Genomic DNA, 18,199 nt, shown 5'->3' with positions numbered 1-18,199 from the left:
GAGAATTCATGCCACAGCAACCGGATAGCAATGCGGTTAAGCAGTATCTGCTTGGCTTGCAAGACACCATATGCCAGCGCCTGGAAGCGCTGGAAGGCGGAGCAGAGCTTGTTCGTGACGCCTGGGATCGCCCTGAGGGCGGCGGCGGTGTAAGCCGCGTGATCAGCAATGGCCGCATTTTCGAAAAGGGCGGTGTTAATTTCTCCCATGTAATGGGCGAGACCATGCCAGCGTCTGCTACCGCGCACCGCCCCCACTTGGCAGGTGCACCCTGGCAGGCTATGGGTGTGTCCCTGGTAATTCACCCAAACAACCCTTATGTGCCCACCTCGCACGCCAATGTAAGGTTCTTTATCGCCACGCCGAAAAATAGCGAACCGGTTTACTGGTTTGGGGGTGGTTATGATCTGACCCCTTACTACGGCTTTGATGAAGATTGCGTGCACTGGCACAAGACGGCAAAGGATGCCTGTGCGCCCTTTGGCAATGACACATACCGCCGCTACAAAGACTGGTGCGACGATTACTTTTACCTGCGCCACCGGGATGAACCACGGGGTGTTGGCGGGCTTTTTTTCGATGATCACAACACCGGGGATTTTGAGCAGGATTTCGGGCTGATGAAATCCGTGGGTAACAGCTATATTGAAGCTTATGAACCCCTTGTGCAGCGCCGAATGGACCACGCTTACGGCGAGCGCGAGCGGAATTTCCAGCTTTACCGGCGCGGCCGCTATGTAGAGTTTAACCTGGTGTACGACCGTGGCACCTTGTTTGGCCTGCAGTCCGGTGGGCGCACAGAATCCATACTGATGTCGCTGCCGCCGTTGGTGCGCTGGGATTACAGCCGCGTACCGGAGGCCGGTAGCGAAGAAGCTCGCCTAACGGAGCACTTCCTCACCGGCCGCGACTGGCTAGCCGGCGACACGCAGTAAACGAGGTAAGCTATGAGCAACGAGCTTTATGCGGTGGTGGGCCACCCGATAAACCACAGCAAATCGCCGAGAATCCACAGCCTGTTTGCCAAGCATACCGGCGAGCCCGTGGAGTACACAGCGATTCAGGCGCCCCTGGATGGCTTTGCGGCAACGGTTCATCAGTTTTTTGACAGTGGTGGCAAAGGCTTGAACATAACGGTTCCCTTCAAGGAGCAGGCCTGGGCGCTGGCGGATCTCCGGGAGACCAGAGCTGAAAAGGCGGGTGCCGCCAATACGCTGTACCAGAACCGTGAGGGCCAACTGGTGGCCGACAATACCGATGGTCAGGGGCTGGTGCGGGACCTCACGATCAATCATGGCGTTCAGCTTAAAGGTGCACGGATACTGATCCTGGGGGCCGGGGGGGCTGTGCGTGGCGTTCTGGGCCCTTTGCTTGAGCAGCAGCCTGCTTGCCTGACTATCGCAAACCGCACAGTGGCCAAAGCCGAAGCACTGGCTACACTGTTTGCAGATGAGGCAGACGTGACACGTCTGAACGCCTGCGGGTTTGAAACACCAGATCAGCCCTTTGATATCATCATAAATGGCACCAGTGCCAGCTTGCTGGGAGACTTGCCACCCCTTTGCACAAATGTGATCGCGGCCGGCACAGTTGTTTACGACATGATGTATTCTTTACAGACAACCACGTTTAATCAGTGGGCTCTGGACAATGGCGCCGTCCGTGTATTCGATGGCTTGGGTATGCTGATTGAGCAGGCCGCCGAATCGTTTCTTGTGTGGCGGGGCGTGCAACCGGACACAGCGCGGGTCATTGATGCGTTGCGTAACGATTGAGCGCGCGCACCGCACCGGGCCAGTCCCAGATACAACAATCCGTAAGAGCTATCCGTAAGGGCTATGCATGGACATTCTGACCCTCGTAGGCTTGTCGCCGGTATTTTGATTGTGCTGTTGGCGATGTTGGCAAACGCCTCACTTCTCACCTTTCTCAATCTCCCGGGTTTGGCCATAGTTATTGGCGGCACCTTCGCGGTAACGCTTATAAAATTCCGAATGTCCTCTGTGATGAGCGCTTTCCGTCTGGCTATGAGTGCCGCGTTTACGGATAAAGTCGAACGACCCACGGAGCTGATCCGCGAGGCAGGCGTGCTTGCCATGGTGGTGCGCAAAGAGGGCATTCTGGGCCTGGAAAACCACCAGACCGGCAATGAATTCCTGCAAAAAGCCATTAACCTGTGTGTAGATGGCCACCCGCCTGAACTGGTTGAAGAGGCACTGGCTCAGGAATCCCAGCAAATGGCCGAACGCAATGAAGTAGCGGAACGAGTATTCCGGGGCATTGGCGAGTCTGCGCCGGCTATCGGGATGTTAGGTACCCTGGTGGGTTTGGTGCAAATGCTTAACTCGCTGGACGACCCCTCCTCCATCGGCCCGGCCATGGCGGTTGCCCTGCTAACCACACTCTATGGCGCGTTTATTGCCCAACTGATTGCGCTTCCTCTGGCCGACAAGCTCCAGTTAAAAGGCGAAGACGAAAGCCGCAACCAGATTCTGATCATCACATCCATACGCAACATCATGCGTGGTGAAAACCCCCGGGTAATGACCGAAATGCTCTCCTCGTTTGTGACACCGGATCAGCGCACGGGTTTGGCGCCGGAGCGGGAGGCCTGAGGTTTTGCAAACTATCCAGAAAGCCCGCAAGCCCCGGCAGAAAAACCAAACACCTGCGTGGATCGTTACCTTTGCCGATCTTGCCACGTTGCTGCTGACATTTTTTATTCTGCTGTTGTCGTTTGCGGAAATGGATATTGAGAAATACAAAGCTATGGCCAACTCCATGTCTGCCGCGTTTGGTTCTGAAAACGTACTGGGCGACAATATTGGAGGCTCGCCCATTACTCTGGTTGAGTCAGACACAGTCTCCCTGCCAGAGCCCACGGATTCCACGGCCAGTGAGCCTGAATTCATTGATGAACGAGCGCTGGAATCCGCGTCTACGGCTATTTCCGGCGGCGTTATAGATCTGGCCAGCAGAATGATCGGTGAACTGGAGAACGAAGTGGCGTCGGGGGCTTTGAGTGTCAATTACGACAAAAACAAAGTGGTTATCCGATTCTCGGAAGAAGCCACCTTCCGTTCTGGCCAGGCAGCCATAAAACCGGAAATGATCCCCATTATTGAGCGGGTAGTGGGCGTGTTAGCTGGCTGCACCGGCGACGTGCTGGTCTCTGGCTACACAGATAACCAACCCATCTCCAGCAGCCGATACCGCTCTAATTGGGATCTGTCCGCCGCCCGGGCCGTATCCGTGGTGCACGAACTGGTTATGACCCAACAGGTACCCGCAGAGCGAGTCGTGGCTGCCGGCCGTGCGGAAACCAACGCCCTTGCCCCAAACGACACCCCCGAAAACCGAGCACTGAACCGGCGGGTAGAAATTGCCATTCGCGATCCAGAATGCGATGACGCGGTTTCAACGGGAGATTTGCCTGTGGAAATCCTGCCCTGAATCGTCTGTACCATTCCCTGCTTTAACGGCTCTGATCAACCAGATATTCGTCTTTGAGCTTGACGTAGTTAGCCGCCGTATACTTGAAAAACGTACGTTCGTTGTCCGTTAAACGCCGTGCCTTCTTGCAGGGCGAGCCCACATAAAGATGCCCGGATTCCAGGATTTTCCCCGGCGGCACAAGACAACCCGCCGCAACGATCACCTCATCCTCCACCACCGCGCCATCCATAATAATACAGCCCATACCCACTAACACCCGGCTGCCAACCGTGCAGCCATGTAACAAAGCCTTATGCCCAACGGTCACATCGTCTCCAATAATAAGGGGATAGCCACCCGGGTTATAATCGCTGGCATGGGTGATATGAAGCACCGATCCATCCTGAATACTGCAGCGGTCACCGATGCGAATTTTGTGCATGTCACCACGCACCACCGTCATTGGCCAGATGGAACAATCTTCGCCGGTTTTGACATCACCAATTACCACAGCGCTGGGATCCACTAGAGTGCGATCTCCTAAATCTGGCGTGGTACCCTTGTGAGAGCGTACATTCGTCATTACATATACTCATTAGATGAAACTATTCCCCGAACTCCATTCCCGGGGCCCAATAGCTAAGCGTTACTCGTGTCACGCTACTTTACCAACTCATTGCTGAGAAGGGGATCCATGAATAACCCATTACTGACTGATGACTTGCTGCCAAAATTCGAACATGTGCGCACCGAGCACATGGAAACGGCGATTGACCAGATTCTCAGCGAAAACCGTGTGAAAATCGCCAGCCTGGCTCAGAACGAAGACCCGGATTGGGACACCCTGGCCCAGCCCATGCAATCGCTTGAGGATAAGCTCAGCAACGCCTGGTCCGTCATTTCGCACCTCAATGGCGTTATGAACAACGACGACCTGCGCAAAGTCTACAAAAACTGCCTGGAAAAGCTCACTGAATACAGCACCGAACTGAGCCAGAACGCCGCCCTGTGCGAAGCCTACAAAAAGCTTGCGGCCCGGGATGATTTCAGCGAACTGAGCGAAGCCCAGCGCAAATCCGTAGATAACACCTTGCGAGACTTCCACCTTGGGGGTGTAGATCTTCCCGACGACCAGAAAAAGCAGTATGCGGCCCTATCGCGCGAGCTATCGGAGCTCACCAACCGCTTTAGCGACAACGTTCTGGACGCCACCCAGCATTGGTTCAAGCACATCACCGATGTGGAAGAGCTCGCTGGCATACCCGAATCCGCTATCGAAGGCGCGAAACAGGCTGCCAGCCAAAAAGAGCTCGATGGCTACGTGATTACCCTGGACTTCCCCAGCTTCTTCCCGGTTATGACCTACTGTGACAACCGCGAGCTACGCCACGAAGTCTACGAAGCGTTTGTTACCCGCGCCTCCGATGTGGGGCCAGACGGTGGCACCTGGGACAACACTCAGGTTATGGCTGAAATCCTCAAGCGCCGGCACGCGCAGGCCAAGCTACTTGGCTTCAACAACTACGCCGAGCGCTCCCTTGCCACCAAAATGGCTCGGGACAGCGACGAAGTATTGGGTTTTCTTAACGAACTGGCGGCTAAATCCAAGCCGGTCGCGGAGAAAGAGTATGCTGAGCTCAAAGCATTCGCCAAAGACCAGCACGGGCTGGAGGATTTGAAGGCCTGGGATGTAGGCTACTACAGCGAAAAACTGCGCCAAGAGCGTTACGATATTTCCCCTGAAACCCTCCGCCCCTGGTTCCCGGTGGATAAAGTGGTGCCTGGATTGTTCCGGGTGGCGGAAAAACTGTTCGATGTGCAAATTGAAGCCAAACCAGACGTGGAAACCTGGCACGAAGATGCCACCGCTTACTGCATCAGCCGCAACGGCGAACCAATCGCCTGGTTCTACTTTGATCTGTTTGCCCGCCAAGGCAAGCGTGGTGGCGCCTGGATGGCAGACTGCCGGGTACGCTGGCGCAACCTGCGCGGTAAGCTGCAGCTACCGGTAGCGTTCCTCACCTGTAACTTTACGCCACCGGTCAACGGCAAACCGTCGCTGCTCACCCACGACGAAGTCACCACCTTGTTCCATGAGTTTGGCCACGGGCTGCACCACATGCTGACCCAAGTGGATGTCATGGAAGTTTCAGGTATCAACGGCGTGGCTTGGGATGCGGTAGAGCTGCCCAGCCAGTTCCTGGAAAATTGGTGCTGGAACCCTGAGTCTCTGGCGCTGATTGCCAGCCACCATGAAACCGGTGAGCCGTTACCGGAAGACCTGTTGCAGAAGCTGCTGGCGGCCAAAAACTTCCAGTCCGGCATGGCCATGGTTCGGCAGCTGGAGTTCTCCCTGTTCGACTTCCGCCTGCACGCAGAATTCACTGAAGAGGCCCCCACCAACCCGCTGCACATGCACCGCAAAGTGCGCGAAGACATTGCGGTGGTGGACGGCCCCGAGTTCAATCGCTTCCCGAACTCGTTCTCCCACATTTTCGCTGGCGGCTATGCTGCAGGTTATTACAGCTACAAGTGGGCGGAAGTGCTGGCTGCGGATGCCTTCTCGCTGTTTGAGGAAAAGGGCATTTTTGACCCGGAAACCGGCCGGGCATTCCTGCAGAACATTCTGGAAAAAGGCGGGTCACAGGAGCCAATGGAGCTGTTCAAGGCGTTCCGTGGTCGTGAGCCGCAGGTGGATGCTCTGCTGAAGCAGACGGGTATCACGGATGACGCGGCCTGATCCAACCCTCTCCGGTGGTCGTTATGGCCACCGGGGTTTTAATCTGGAGTTACGTTATGGCGAGCCCTAAACGTTTTATAGCCGGTGCAGTTTGTCCCCGCTGTGCGGAGATGGACAAGATTATGATGTTCACCGACGATGCCGATAAGCAGGTTCGGGAGTGTGTGGCTTGCGGTTTTACCGATGCCATCGCGGATTTGGAGGCGCCTGCCAACCCTGAGTTAGAGACTCGGGTTAACACGCGTGATAACGAAGACGATCATACGGTTAAGCAGGTGGTGTTTTTTAAGGCTGGGAGTGAGGACTAGAGATTTTAAGGATTGTAGCCTGCTGGGTTGGCAGGGTACGAGGCCGCGGCGGTATATTTTTCTTCTGGGAAAAAACAACTCGCTGCGCTCAGACATTTTTTTTCCCGGCAGAAAAACATCCCCCCACGTCCTCTTGTTCTTACTGCGAAGATAGATTGGTTTAAAAGATAAAGAAGTTCAGTTCGTTCAGTTCGTTCAGTTCGTTCAGTTCGTTCAGTACGGTTTGGTTTCAGGAATTGAGTGTTGCGAGTCGTAAAAGCCTTGCCAAGAACGCTTACTCTCCCCATCTTTTCCCTAAGATATCTGTAACGTGTGTTCAGAGGGTGCGGGGGTACTTTTCTGGCGGAAAAAAGATGTTTGAGCGCAGCGAGTTGCTTTTTTCCAGAAGAAAAGTACCCCCGTGACCTCGTAGCCTCAGAACCAGCAGGCTACGTAACGAAGGCCAACTCCAAACTCAGAGAACCATAGCCGCCAACCACCCAAAGCCGAGCAATGGCAGGTTGTAGTGCAAGAACGTGGGCACCACGGAATCCCAGATGTGGTTGTGCTGGCCGTCTACGTTCAGGCCGGCGGTGGGGCCTAGGGTGGAATCCGACGCTGGGGAGCCTGCATCACCCAGGGCGCCGGCGGTGCCGACCAGGGCTACGATGGCGAGGGAGCTGAAGCCCATTTCCAGGGCCAGGGGCACGTAGAGGGCGGCGATGATGGGGATGGTCGAGAACGATGAGCCTATGCCCATGGTGATCATCAGGCCAACAAGCAGCATCAGCAACGCGGCCATGGGTTTGTTGCTGCCGATAATGTCTACAGAGCTTTGTACCAGGGTGGCGATTTCACCGGTTTCGCGCATCACTTCCGCAAAACCTGAGGCCGCGATCATGATGAAGCCGATCATGGCCAGCATTTTCATGCCTTCGGTAAACAGGTCGTCTGCCTCTTTCCACTTTACTACGCCAGAGAGGTTAAACAGCAGGAAGCCTGCCAGTGCACCGAGAATCATCGAGCCCAGCCAGAGTTGAACCACGAAGGCGACGACAATGGCGACAACGGCCATGATCAGTGTGCCCGGGCTGTAAGACACATTTACGCGCTCGGTGCGGGTAATGGCTTCCAGATCGTATTCGCGGTCGCCACGGTAGGTGAAGAATACGGCGACCAGCAGGCCGCAGAGCATGCCCAAGGCTGGCAGCGCCATGGCGTGCATAACGCTCAGGCCTTCTGTTTCGCCGCCGTTGGCGCTGATTTTTGCCATCAGGATTTCGTTAAGGTAAATGCCGCCGAAGCCTATGGGCAGAAACATGTAGGGCGTGATCAAACCGAAGGTGAGCGCACAGGCGACCAAGCGGCGATCCATTTTCAGTTTGGCCATCACGTAGAGCATGGGTGGCACGACCAGCGGAATGAACGCGATGTGAATGGGCAGGATATTCTGTGACGACAGGGCAATCAGCACCAGCACGCCGATAATCATGTAGCGCACGCTTTTAGCCGCAGCGCTGTTGTCCTGCTGGCCAACCATGGCGAGGGTTTTGTCTGCCAGCGCGTGGGCCAGGCCGGATTTGCCAATGGCAACGGCGAAGGCGCCGAGTGTGGCGTACGACAGGGCAACGGTAGCTCCGCCGCCAAGGCCACTGTTAAACGCATCGATGGTGGCTTCCAGGGATAGCCCGGCAATCAGGCCGCCAGAGACGGCACCTACAATAAGAGCAACAACAACGTGGATGCGGGCCAAGCTCAGCACGAGCATGATTAGCACCGCGGCGACAACGGCATTCATGGGAAAACTCCGGAAGTAGCTTAGTGGGTTAGGCGGCCTTCTTGCGAAGGCTGGGATTATGAAAACGCGGTAATGTGCAGTAATTGGCCAGCTGAGTCAAAGAACTTGTGTAACGGTCAGTCCCGATCAATACGAGCAAAACGTGGGACCTGTTCACCTGCCACGTTTACGGTTTCCCGGAACATGTTTAAAGGGCGCACCCACAGGCTGTAATCGCCATACAAACAGCGGTAAACCACTAATTTTTCATCAGTCTCGCTGTGCCGGGCAATGTCGATTACCTCGTAATCTTTGCCCTTATAGTGTCGGTAGCGCCCGGGTCGGATATCAATCTTTTTTTCAGTCATTCTGGTCTTTGTCCCATGTTCTCAGAGGTGGCGAATGTCTGGGTACAGCGGCAGCAGTTGTTTGATCAGTCGGTTCTGTGCCACCGGGGGTATCTGGTTTGCCTCCATGGCTAGAATAAGGTTTTCTGCCAGCGCGTTAAACTGGGTGTTGGTGATACCCATTGCTGAGTGGGCCTCCCGCATTCCGCGCCCCGAATATGTGCATGGGCCGCCACTGAGTTCACATAGCTGGTCGGTAAGGTGGCGATGGAACTGCGCAACATCTATGCCCTTGAACTGATGGTTAATGCGCTCGTCAGCAACAATCAAATAGAGCAGATCTTCTACCACATCGGCGATACCGGATCGCTCTCCGAGTTGCAGATACAGGCTGTTGTCAGACTCGCTGGGATGGCTTTGGCAGCCACTCAAGACAAGCCCTGCGAAGATCAAAAGCACGGCGATGTATGTCTTGCTTGCGCTCAGCCCCATGATCAGAAACTCCCCTGCAGCGACAGATAAACACCCTGCTGATCTTTCAGGGTGGCGACATCGCCAAGATTAACGAATGCCGCCGTTACAGCCAGCCGGCGATCGGGTACCCAGGCGATGAACACATCCCACCAGTCGTCTTCCCGTGCAAAACTCAGGTTGTCCGGTTTTTGCCGGTACTCGGCGCCCAGCAGCCATTGTCGGTTGATAAACACACCGACACCGCCTTCCGCCATCACCTCGTAGCCGTTATTCAGGTCGCCGCCAAAACCTAGCAGGCCGCCCTGGTTGGCACGAGTGCCGCGCACCGTCGCGTTCACCAGCAAATTGCGGCCAAAAACCGCGGCAAAAAACACTTTGGAGCCGGACACGTACACATCTGTGCCACTGTCATCCCGGGCTCCGATAGCGTTGGGCACAGTGAAATCCCGCTGCCGTTTGTGCTGTATGCCTGCAGACCATTGCCCCCATGGGCTGTATAGCACATCGCCAGCCAGTCGTACTTTCAACCCGAAAATGTCCTGATTGAGCTCATCCTGCTCCAGCCCAAAGCCGTCTTTGAGGGCGAATACCAAACTGTCGAGATCCAGTGTCTGGCGCGCGACGGTCACCTCAACCCGGTTATTCCAGTTCAAGCCGGCGCCGGCAACGGCGAGCGTGTAGTCGTCCACTTCGGCTCGGCTCAGGGCCAGGGTGCCACCCCATTCTTCGTCGTCGGCGTAACTGCCAAGCATCGCCCAGGGCACGAGTCCGCCGCCGGCGCTGCCTTCTATGCTGGTCACGCCACCGGTTGCCCAAATTCGGCTGCCCACATCTGCCATAGCCACGGGCGAGGCAAGAAGCCCCAGAGTTAGTAGAGGCAAGAACTTCCTTGCCCGCAGCTTGTTGAGAAAAAACGTCATGACAAATGCTCCGGCGTAATGCTCGCCAGCTCCTGCTGGCGCTCGGTAATGGTGGCTGCTGTCTGGACAAGATCCGCTGCAGAAACCGGGCGACTCAGATAGAAACCCTGGCCTACGTTGCAACCCCAGGCTTGCAGTAGCTTCCAGGTTTTCAGGTTCTCGATACCTTCTGCGACTACCTTCAGGCCGAGGCCGTGAGCCATATCGATGGTAGATTTTACAATGAGCTGATCCTGCGGCTCGGTATCGAGATCCAACACAAAGGATTTGTCTATTTTGAGCTCCTGAACCGGCAGTTTACGCAGCTGGGACAGGGAGGAGTAGCCGGTGCCGAAGTCATCAACAGAAAGCGTAACGCCTAGGGCCCGCAAGCTGTTCAGTGTGGCCATGGCTTCTTCCGGATCTTCCATCAGGGCGCTTTCTGTTACTTCCAGAGTGATGCGATCCATGTTGTGGTGCCAGCCTGCAAAAATGCGTGCTATGCGTTCTGTCAGCCCCGGCCAAGTAAGGTCCATTGCGGAAAGGTTGATCGCTACGCCTGCATCCAGACCAGCGCGGAACCAGGCTCGGGCGTCGGCGGCAACTTGTTGCAGGATATGATCTGTAAGATCGTGAATCTGCCCCGATTGTTCCGCCAGGAAGATGAATTCTTCTGGTGATATGAAGCCCAGCTCCGGATGTATCCAGCGAACTAAAGCTTCCACCTGAGTTAGCTTCCCGGTGCGGCTTTCCAGTTTAGGCTGATAGTTCATGTGCAGGCCACCGTTTCGGATAGCACTGTGGAGGTCGGAAACCAGCTTGAGTTCGCGTAAATGGCTCTCGTCCTGCCCTGGTTTGTAGCGTGCGATAGCTAAGCCCTGCTGCAAGGCTTGCTCGAAGGTCAGGTTTATACGCCGTCTTAACTCGTTGGTATTGTTGGCGTCAGCGGGCAGCTGAAGTGTTATAAGGGTCGTGCGTAGCGAAAACGGCGTACTGTCGATATTCAGGGGTGACTCGACATTGGCATGCAAAGCCAGCGCCCGCTGCTCCAGCGCGTTCAGGCTGTGCTCCGGAATCAGTGCCAGAAACTCGCCACCGCCGGTTCGTGCTATAAGGCTGGCATCTGGAAGTTCGTCACTTAGCCGCTGTGAGAGGACCTGCAGTATTTTGTCGCCAAACTCCAGACCAAGGGTGTCGTTGATGTTAGAAAGGTCGCTCACACGTAGCCCAATCATGCTGCAAGGCTCCTCCGCCCTGAAGCTTTCCTTTGCCGTGTGCATCAGGGCGTTACGGTTGCCCAGTCCTGTTACTTCATCATGGGTTGCGGCATAGCGGATTTCGGCTTCACGCCGGGTTAGCTGGGCCAGAGTATCGCGCAGGGTATCCCGAAGCTGTCGGAGTTCACCGCCGGTACGAATGTCAGGCGCCTGTGGGTTTAGCCCCTGCCCGACTGCGTGGGCGTATTGGGCAAGCTGCAACACCGGCCGGCCCAGGTGCCGTGCGATGAGCAGTGCCAGCACTGCGGCAAGGGCCATAATCACCGCGACCAGCAGGGCTATTTCCAGAGCACGACTGTAATAGTTCTGCAAGCTCGCCTCCCGGCTGATCATCAGGAGTGCCTCGAAGGTGTCTCGCCCGGATGCGCCGAGATTCAGCGTGCGAGTGAAGTAGCGGGCGCTCTCTATAAAGTTGTGACCACCAGCCGATTTGAGTAACGCCGGCTCCACGGCGCTGTCGATATCCGTCGATGCGGCAAAGCTGGTGAAGCCGCCTGGATTGTTTGTGCTTGTGCGGAAAATAACGGAACTGCCACTGAGCCCGGCAATAATGTTGGCCAGCTCCTGATCCAGCTCGAACCCGGCTACCAGCCAAGCCCGCAATCCGGGCGCCTCTACCGGGATAACCAGCACTTCATAGCCACGCTCATCGATGGTCAGGAGTGAGCGGTCAGACCCGTTTTTACGGGCGTTGGCGAGTTGCGTAGGGCCAATGTCGGGCACAGAACGGGGCAGTGTGGATGCGAGAAGCTTACCCTGGCGGTTCAGTAACAATGCAAAGTCTGCCCCAACGCGCTCACTGTGGTTTTCCAGAGCGCTACTGAGGGTGGCCGGATCGCGGCTGGCGATGGCGGATCGGAAGCCGAAATCGCGCACAATCACGCTCAGCCGGGAAAGCTCCAGGTCAGTGCGGCGCTCGATGACTTCGTTGGTCAGGCGTTCGGCTATGCTGAGCTGCTCCAAAGCCCGGCGCTTTTCATCCTCGAACAGGTACACCATCAACAGTGCACCTATCAGCAGGCTGACCAGAGCGACCAGGGCGATCATGGCCGTAACAAGACGACCGCGGAACCCGATCCGGTTCACCGTGCTACCCATCAAAGCTCCCGGAAGCGATTTTGGAGATCATCCAAATGGCCTTCGTGACGTGGCTCGGGGTCGAGCTCAATCCTAATGATTTGTGTTGCAGTGGTGGCCTGGTGAGCGCCATCTATTTCCCGGATTAATGGTCGGGTATTGTCCGGCAGGCGAGGGTGCCAGATATTCAGGCTGAGGGAGTCGGGTGCTGGGGCAGTGCCGAAATCCAATGCAAGGGTGACTTCTCCTAGCTCATTGGTTTGGCCGATGGCGCGAGTGTCTGCCACCACAATAAACGCTTGCATGTGGTCGTGAATATTGCAGCCGAGCTCGACAATACCTGGCTGGTCGAACACGACCGCAGCTTCGGGCTTGCCTGCATAAAGCTCAAGGTTGAAGGGTTTCGCTGGTGAAAACGAGTAGACATGATGCTGGGTGTTGTCCCTGTTAGGAAAGTCAACGCTAGAACCTGCGGGTAAAATCAGTACGTGGGGATGAAACATACGATCTTTCTGCACCACCTCGGCCTGTATGGGGGTCGCGTGGCTGCCATTGTTCAGGTACACCACCGCTCCGGGCACGGGACTGTCGCCGCCAGCGAGCAGCACTCGCACTGTGAGCTGCTCAGCTATCAGAGGCGTAGATAGCAGGCAACCTGCCAGCAGAAAAAGCGTTGGTATTCTCATGTTGAATTTGGACCTTTCAATTACGCAGAACCCTCCTCGGCCGGATCATATCAAGCCGGAACCAAGGGAGAAGTGGATGTGGTTGCGGGTCAGAAGGCTTTCCCAGTAGTGCCGCATCCAGTTCCAAGCGTCGTTATTCACCTGTTTAACGAAGGGGTCGAGGTTAAGTTCGTAATAATCCGGCGTGCCGGCAATTTGCAGCACGGTGACGGTGATTGAATCGTCCAGTTCGTTTGCGAAGGGCTCGCCAATCAGCTCGTGAACCAGCAGATTAGCACGAGTTGCTTCCATATCGACAAGTCCGCCGGTTCTGATGGAGTGATTATTTTCGTGCATTTCTTCCATCAGGCGGTGACAAAGGTAGGCGCGTATCAGGAGGCCGTCCAAGCCATCGTAGCGCACAAGCAGTGCTGACGGCTCGGTGAAGTAACCGGTGGCGGCCTTCACAAACGGATCAAACAGCTGAGCCGTGCCGGCTTCCCGTGCACAAGCATCCACGCATTCTATAAGCCGCGGCGCCATTTCGATGTACTCAATGGCGAATTGGAACAGACACGAGGCAGGCTGGAATCCCTCAATTGTCACAGCAGGGGGCAGCGCCGCAGCCTTCTTGTGCAAAAGCTTCAGAAAGGTACCCGAGCGGGCCTCCTTACGCCGTGCGTGGTCAATGATCTCTAGGACTGCCTGTGGAGTCATTTGAGGACATGCCGGTGTCTGAATAAATTGAGGTCGCAAGACGCCTCCTGTAACGGGCGATAAGTAACCGGGCAACTAACCCGCAGCCGGATATTTCCGCTTACCACTGCATGACGCCCATCATTTCTGACAAGTGTAGACGAGATTTGCTGGCCTGCGATTCCTGGACTGTCAGATATTGTTAACAATCGCCCTCGGGCTATCGAGCACGGAACCATTGGTCGTTGCGTGTGTATGACCAGCACAGCCAACCCATGCTTGCTGCGCGGGCGAGCATAAGGCAGATGAGAGAAAACCAGAGCCCGTGGTTGCCCCAGCCTGTGGTTAGCCACCACACCGGGGCAAAAACCCCAAGTGTGGAAAATAGCATGGTGTTTTGCATCTCCCGGGTACGGGTGGCACCAATAAACACACCGTCGAAAAGAAACCCCCATACGGACACGAACGGCAGCAGCCATAGCCAAGGCAAATATTGCCAAGCGGTGATGCGCACTTCTTCAATGCCAGTCAGCAGAGCAATCAGGCCGTGGCCACCGACAACAAACAGGACGGTCAATAACAGCGAGCCCCAAAGGGACCAGCGCAGCGCGCAGCGGAACACCACAAGAAAGCGGCTCTTGCTGCCTTTGCCCACAGACTCACCAATCAGCGCTTCGGCGGCGTTGGCAAAACCGTCCAGGGCATTGGAGATCAGAAGCAGAAAGGTGATCAGCACCGCGTTGGCCGCCAGTATGGTATCGCCCTGGCGGGCCCCCTGGGCCGTGAAAAACGCCAGCACCAGTAGCAAGGCTATGGTGCGAACCATGATGTAGCGGTTTACCTGCAGAATGGCCAAATAATCCGCAAGGGTTCCGAACAGTTCGCGAGTGAGCCTTTGTCCATCGGGCATGCGTTTTAGCACGATAACAAAACCGATGCTGGCCGCCCCGTACTCCGCGATGACGGTGGCAATGGCCACGCCTTGGCTGTTCCAGCCGAGTACTGTCACAAACAGCACATCCAGCACGATATTCAAACCGTTGGCTACAATCAGCATGATCATCGGGCCGCGAGCGTACTGGGTACCAATCAGCCAGCCGACAAGCGTGTATTGGCACAGCACCGCCGGCGCACTCCAGATTCTTATGGCTGCATACTCGGCAGCAAGTTCGGTAACGCCTGCACTTGAGTTCATCAGCGCCAGCCCGGTTTTTATCAGAGGCTGATGGCACAGAATGAGCAGCAGGCCGATACCCACCGCCAGCATCATTGAACGTAGCAACAGTGCCACCTGGCTAAAACTGTCGCGCTTGCCCCAGGCTTGGGCGGCGAGCCCGGTTGTGCCCATGCGCATAAAGCCGAATGTCCAGTACAGAATACTGAACAGATTGGCGCCAACCGCCACTGCACCAAGATACACTGGGCTTTCCAGGTGCCCAAGTACCGCTGTATCTACCAGCCCCAGTAATGGAACCGTGAGATTGGTGAGCATCAGCGGCCACGCCAGAGCCCATAAACGCTTGTCTGTCACGGAAAGCTTGAGTGCCATATTCTATTTTCTTCTTAAATAGTATTGTTTAGTCATTTTGGGTTTAACCGGTTTTTTCGTATTTTCTTGATCTGTGTCTATAATGCACGGTGATGTATTCATAAGCAGGCTTTCACTCTGAACTTTTCCGGCGAATGCGAGCGTCGGCTGAGGACAGAGGGATTACGCAAAATCCGACAAGAATAACACTCTGTGGAGACACAGTATGCGCGTGCACGCTCAGCGGGCAGGTGCCCTGTTAGGTGGTCTGTCGTTTCCGGCTCTGTCCTTTGCGGACTGGACGGTAAACATGACCCCCGGGGTGACCGGTACCAGTAACGATATATTCGACCTTCACATGACCATTTTCTGGATCTGCGTTGCCATAGGCGTCGTTGTGTTCGGGATTATGTTCTGGTCTATCTTCGCCCATCGAAAATCCCAGGGCGCAAAACCTGCGAACTTCCACGAGAATACTCTGGTTGAGGTTCTCTGGACGCTTATACCACTTGTCATTCTCGTCATTATGGCGATTCCTGCTACCGCAACGCTGGTTGATATGTACGACACCACAGAGTCGGACATAGATATTAAGGTGACCGGTTACCAGTGGAAGTGGCAGTACGAGTATATCAACGAAGATTTCGGCTATTTTTCCAACCTCACAACGCCTGCTGACCAGATCAGTAACCGGCAGACCAAAGGCGAGAACTATCTGCTGGAAGTGGATAACCCCATGGTGATTCCAGTGGGCAAGAAGGTTCGCTTTCTGTTGACGGCAAACGACGTTATCCATTCCTGGTGGGTGCCAGATTTTGGCGTTAAAAAAGACGCCATCCCCGGTTTTATCAATGAAGCCTGGACCCGCGTAGACGTGCCGGGCACGTATCGTGGCCAGTGCACTGAACTGTGCGGCAAGAACCACGGCTTTATGCCAGTGGTTGTAAAGGCGGTGCCGGAAGAGGAATACAACACGTGGGTTGCCGACCAGAAAGCGGCAGCTGAAAAAGAGCGTGAGCTCACCGAGAAAGACTGGACCATGGAAGAGCTGATGGCGCGCGGCGAAAAAGCCTACGCCCTTAACTGTGCGGCCTGTCACCAGGCAGATGGCAGCGGCGCGCCACCCGCATTCCCAGCACTGAAGGGAGGCGCCATTGCGACCGGTGAAATGGCCGCACACATCGATATTGTGGTGAACGGTAAATCCGGTACGGCGATGCAGGCTTTTGGTGGTCAGCTGAATGAAGCCGATCTAGCCGCCATCATTACCTACGAGCGGAACGCTTGGGGTAATAAGGTGGGTGACATGGTCACGCCAAAAGAAATCTTCGATTACAAGAATCAACAGTAATCCACGCCAAATAACAGCGATCACCAGCCACAATAATTGGCGGTAACGGGGGTTTTAATGAGTGCGGTTGCAGATACCCACGCACAGGATCATCATCACGGCCCAGCCAGCGGCATTAGCCGTTGGCTGTTGACGACCAACCATAAAGATATCGGGACAATGTACCTGATATTCAGCTTCACTATGTTCCTCCTGGGGGGGACCATGGCGATGGTAATTCGGGCAGAACTGTTCCAGCCGGGACTACAAATTGTTCAGCCCGAATTTTTTAACCAGATGACCACCATGCACGGCCTGATCATGGTCTTCGGTGCTGTTATGCCGGCGTTCGTTGGCTTGGCAAACTGGATGATCCCGTTGATGATCGGCGCGCCGGACATGGCCTTGCCACGAATGAATAACTGGAGCTTCTGGCTGCTGCCCTGTGCTTTTCTCATTCTGGTTTCTACCTTGTTTATGGAAGGCGGTGCGCCCAACTTCGGCTGGACCTTCTATGCGCCTCTGTCCACTACCTACGGGCCACCGAGCACGACCTTCTTTATTTTTGCCATCCACATCATGGGTGTGTCATCAATCATGGGCGCGATCAACGTAATCGCCACGGTGCTGAATATGCGGGCCCCGGGTATGACGCTGATGAAAATGCCCATGTTTGTATGGACCTGGTTAATCACGGCGTTTCTGTTGATCGCTGTAATGCCAGTGCTGGCGGGTGTGGTAACCATGATGTTGATGGATATTAACTTCGGCACCAGCTTTTTCAACGCTGCTGGCGGCGGTGACCCGGTTCTGTTCCAGCACGTTTTCTGGTTCTTCGGGCATCCCGAGGTGTACATCATGATCTTGCCGGCGTTCGGGGCTATATCGCATATCATTCCGGCATTTTCCCGTAAGCGGCTGTTTGGTTATGCCTCGATGGTATATGCGGTGGGGGCTATTGCGTTGCTGTCGTTCTTGGTATGGGCGCACCACATGTTCACCGTAGGCGTACCCGTGGCCGGACAATTGTTCTTCATGTACGCCACCTTGCTGATTGCCGTGCCAACAGGTGTGAAAGTGTTCAACTGGGTGGCCACCATGTTCCGGGGCTCGCTCACCTTCGAAGCACCCATGCTGTTTGCCATTGCCTTTGTAATTTTGTTTTCCATCGGCGGCTTCTCCGGTCTTATGCTGGCAATTGCTCCGGCAGACTTTCAGTACCATGACACCTACTTTGTGGTTGCTCACTTCCATTACGTACTGGTGCCCGGCGCTATATTCGGCATCTTTGCTTCGGCATACTTCTGGCTGCCCAAGTGGACCGGCCACATGTATGACGAAACCCTGGCCAAAACCCATTTCTGGCTGTCGTTTATCGGCATGAACCTGGCGTTCTTCCCGATGCACTTCCTTGGCCTTGCCGGGATGCCGCGCCGGATTCCGGATTATGCGCTGCAGTTTGCTGATTTCAATATGGTGTCGAGCGTGGGCGCCTTTATGTTCGGCTCCACCCAGCTGCTGTTTCTCCTGATTGTTGTGAAGTGTGCCAGAGGTGGTGAAAAAGCACCTGCCAATCCTTGGGACGGTGCAGAAGGCTTGAGTGGGAAATACCCTCACCGGCGCCCTACCACACCTTTTCCACTCCCCCAGAAGTGAAATAGGAGGCC

General features: G+C 55.4%; 16 protein-coding genes and 1 pseudogene. 8 read left to right on the top strand and 9 right to left on the bottom strand.

All coding sequences use genetic code 11. The features are described 5' to 3' along the window. Positions 1–8: 8 nt before the first annotated feature. From hemF to BCA33_RS07105, 4 genes are all read left to right on the top strand, one after another. Complete coding sequence (hemF, locus tag BCA33_RS07120) at positions 9–935, top strand: oxygen-dependent coproporphyrinogen oxidase (protein WP_071264561.1); 927 nt, start codon at positions 9–11, stop codon at positions 933–935. A 12-nt stretch (positions 936–947) separates the two neighbouring features. Beyond that, a complete protein-coding gene (gene aroE, locus BCA33_RS07115; protein WP_071264559.1) occupies positions 948–1,775 on the top strand; it encodes a shikimate dehydrogenase in 828 nt (275 codons plus the stop codon). 63 nt (positions 1,776–1,838) lie between these two features. Then, the gene (locus tag BCA33_RS07110; protein ID WP_139172926.1) at positions 1,839–2,615 is read left to right on the top strand and encodes a motility protein A; all 777 of its coding nucleotides are present in this window, start codon (positions 1,839–1,841) and stop codon (positions 2,613–2,615) included. A gap of 4 nt (positions 2,616–2,619) precedes the next feature. Then, positions 2,620–3,453: a flagellar motor protein MotB gene (locus BCA33_RS07105; RefSeq protein ID WP_071264558.1), complete on the top strand. Its 834-nt coding sequence runs from the start codon at positions 2,620–2,622 to the stop codon at positions 3,451–3,453. Between the two features lie 22 nt (positions 3,454–3,475). On the opposite strand, the gene BCA33_RS07100 is transcribed toward BCA33_RS07105, so the two are convergent. Next, positions 3,476–4,018, bottom strand: a complete 543-nt coding sequence (locus BCA33_RS07100; RefSeq protein WP_071264556.1) for a gamma carbonic anhydrase family protein — start codon at positions 4,016–4,018, stop codon at positions 3,476–3,478. A gap of 111 nt (positions 4,019–4,129) precedes the next feature. Here BCA33_RS07100 and prlC point away from each other — a divergent pair, with 111 nt between their 5' ends. Further along, positions 4,130–6,175: an oligopeptidase A gene (gene prlC / locus BCA33_RS07095; RefSeq protein WP_071264554.1), complete on the top strand. Its 2,046-nt coding sequence runs from the start codon at positions 4,130–4,132 to the stop codon at positions 6,173–6,175. A 56-nt stretch (positions 6,176–6,231) separates the two neighbouring features. Continuing rightward, positions 6,232–6,483, top strand: a complete 252-nt coding sequence (locus tag BCA33_RS07090; protein WP_071264609.1) for a YheV family putative zinc ribbon protein — start codon at positions 6,232–6,234, stop codon at positions 6,481–6,483. Between the two features lie 454 nt (positions 6,484–6,937). Here the strand turns inward: BCA33_RS07090 and BCA33_RS07085 are convergent, their stop codons facing one another. The 8 genes from BCA33_RS07085 to BCA33_RS07050 all read right to left on the bottom strand — a co-directional run bounded on the left by BCA33_RS07085 (position 6,938) and on the right by BCA33_RS07050 (position 15,223). Next, positions 6,938–8,260: a Na+/H+ antiporter family protein gene (locus tag BCA33_RS07085; RefSeq protein WP_071264552.1), complete on the bottom strand. Its 1,323-nt coding sequence runs from the start codon at positions 8,258–8,260 to the stop codon at positions 6,938–6,940. 116 nt (positions 8,261–8,376) lie between these two features. After that, positions 8,377–8,607 (bottom strand): DUF1653 domain-containing protein, encoded by a 231-nt coding sequence (locus tag BCA33_RS07080; protein WP_071264550.1) that lies wholly within the window; start codon positions 8,605–8,607, stop codon positions 8,377–8,379. A 21-nt stretch (positions 8,608–8,628) separates the two neighbouring features. Then, a complete protein-coding gene (locus BCA33_RS07075; RefSeq protein ID WP_071264548.1) occupies positions 8,629–9,078 on the bottom strand; it encodes a group 1 truncated hemoglobin in 450 nt (149 codons plus the stop codon). Positions 9,079–9,080: 2 nt separating this feature from the next. Further along, positions 9,081–9,980 carry a DUF3034 family protein gene (locus BCA33_RS07070; RefSeq protein ID WP_071264546.1) on the bottom strand — a complete coding sequence of 300 codons (900 nt, stop codon included), beginning with the start codon at positions 9,978–9,980 and terminating at the stop codon, positions 9,081–9,083. Then, positions 9,977–12,334, bottom strand: a complete 2,358-nt coding sequence (locus tag BCA33_RS07065; RefSeq protein WP_071264544.1) for a bifunctional diguanylate cyclase/phosphodiesterase — start codon at positions 12,332–12,334, stop codon at positions 9,977–9,979. Before BCA33_RS07065 ends, BCA33_RS07070 begins: the two co-directional genes overlap by 4 nt. After that, a complete protein-coding gene (locus BCA33_RS07060; protein WP_071264542.1) occupies positions 12,334–12,999 on the bottom strand; it encodes a methylamine utilization protein in 666 nt (221 codons plus the stop codon). Before BCA33_RS07060 ends, BCA33_RS07065 begins: the two co-directional genes overlap by 1 nt. A gap of 45 nt (positions 13,000–13,044) precedes the next feature. Then, positions 13,045–13,695, bottom strand: coding sequence for a hypothetical protein (locus BCA33_RS07055; RefSeq protein ID WP_071264540.1), 651 nt, complete (start codon positions 13,693–13,695; stop codon positions 13,045–13,047). A 199-nt stretch (positions 13,696–13,894) separates the two neighbouring features. After that, positions 13,895–15,223, bottom strand: coding sequence for an MATE family efflux transporter (locus tag BCA33_RS07050; RefSeq protein ID WP_071264538.1), 1,329 nt, complete (start codon positions 15,221–15,223; stop codon positions 13,895–13,897). A 205-nt stretch (positions 15,224–15,428) separates the two neighbouring features. Between BCA33_RS07050 and coxB the strand changes: the two genes are divergently transcribed. Together coxB and ctaD are read left to right on the top strand one after the other, a co-directional pair. Beyond that, on the top strand, positions 15,429–16,553 hold the full coding sequence (gene coxB / locus BCA33_RS07045) for a cytochrome c oxidase subunit II (RefSeq protein WP_071264536.1): 1,125 nt from the start codon (positions 15,429–15,431) through the stop codon (positions 16,551–16,553). A gap of 57 nt (positions 16,554–16,610) precedes the next feature. After that, positions 16,611–18,193, top strand: a pseudogene (gene ctaD, locus BCA33_RS07040) (cytochrome c oxidase subunit I). Positions 18,194–18,199: the final 6 nt, after the last annotated feature.

The organism is Marinobacter sp. AC-23 (assembly GCF_001858325.1).
In the GTDB taxonomy this organism is placed as follows: domain Bacteria; phylum Pseudomonadota; class Gammaproteobacteria; order Pseudomonadales; family Oleiphilaceae; genus Marinobacter.
The sequence above is the reverse complement of the archived record's forward strand: the minus strand, read 5'-3'. Positions and strand labels throughout refer to the sequence as shown.

What these genes read in the sequence shown, in the direction of transcription:
- BCA33_RS07110 (WP_139172926.1), top strand. Translation starts at nt 1,839, where the DNA reads ATGCATGGACATTCTGACCCTCGTAGGCTTGTCGCCGGTATTTTGATT.
- coxB (WP_071264536.1), top strand. Translation starts at nt 15,429, where the DNA reads ATGCGCGTGCACGCTCAGCGGGCAGGTGCCCTGTTAGGTGGTCTGTCG.
- BCA33_RS07070 (WP_071264546.1), bottom strand. Translation starts at nt 9,980, where the DNA reads ATGACGTTTTTTCTCAACAAGCTGCGGGCAAGGAAGTTCTTGCCTCTA.
- BCA33_RS07090 (WP_071264609.1), top strand. Translation starts at nt 6,232, where the DNA reads ATGGCGAGCCCTAAACGTTTTATAGCCGGTGCAGTTTGTCCCCGCTGT.
- hemF (WP_071264561.1), top strand. Translation starts at nt 9, where the DNA reads ATGCCACAGCAACCGGATAGCAATGCGGTTAAGCAGTATCTGCTTGGC.
- BCA33_RS07100 (WP_071264556.1), bottom strand. Translation starts at nt 4,018, where the DNA reads ATGACGAATGTACGCTCTCACAAGGGTACCACGCCAGATTTAGGAGAT.
- BCA33_RS07065 (WP_071264544.1), bottom strand. Translation starts at nt 12,334, where the DNA reads ATGGGTAGCACGGTGAACCGGATCGGGTTCCGCGGTCGTCTTGTTACG.
- BCA33_RS07060 (WP_071264542.1), bottom strand. Translation starts at nt 12,999, where the DNA reads ATGAGAATACCAACGCTTTTTCTGCTGGCAGGTTGCCTGCTATCTACG.
- BCA33_RS07055 (WP_071264540.1), bottom strand. Translation starts at nt 13,695, where the DNA reads ATGACTCCACAGGCAGTCCTAGAGATCATTGACCACGCACGGCGTAAG.
- BCA33_RS07085 (WP_071264552.1), bottom strand. Translation starts at nt 8,260, where the DNA reads ATGAATGCCGTTGTCGCCGCGGTGCTAATCATGCTCGTGCTGAGCTTG.
- BCA33_RS07075 (WP_071264548.1), bottom strand. Translation starts at nt 9,078, where the DNA reads ATGGGGCTGAGCGCAAGCAAGACATACATCGCCGTGCTTTTGATCTTC.
- aroE (WP_071264559.1), top strand. Translation starts at nt 948, where the DNA reads ATGAGCAACGAGCTTTATGCGGTGGTGGGCCACCCGATAAACCACAGC.
- prlC (WP_071264554.1), top strand. Translation starts at nt 4,130, where the DNA reads ATGAATAACCCATTACTGACTGATGACTTGCTGCCAAAATTCGAACAT.
- BCA33_RS07050 (WP_071264538.1), bottom strand. Translation starts at nt 15,223, where the DNA reads ATGGCACTCAAGCTTTCCGTGACAGACAAGCGTTTATGGGCTCTGGCG.
- BCA33_RS07080 (WP_071264550.1), bottom strand. Translation starts at nt 8,607, where the DNA reads ATGACTGAAAAAAAGATTGATATCCGACCCGGGCGCTACCGACACTAT.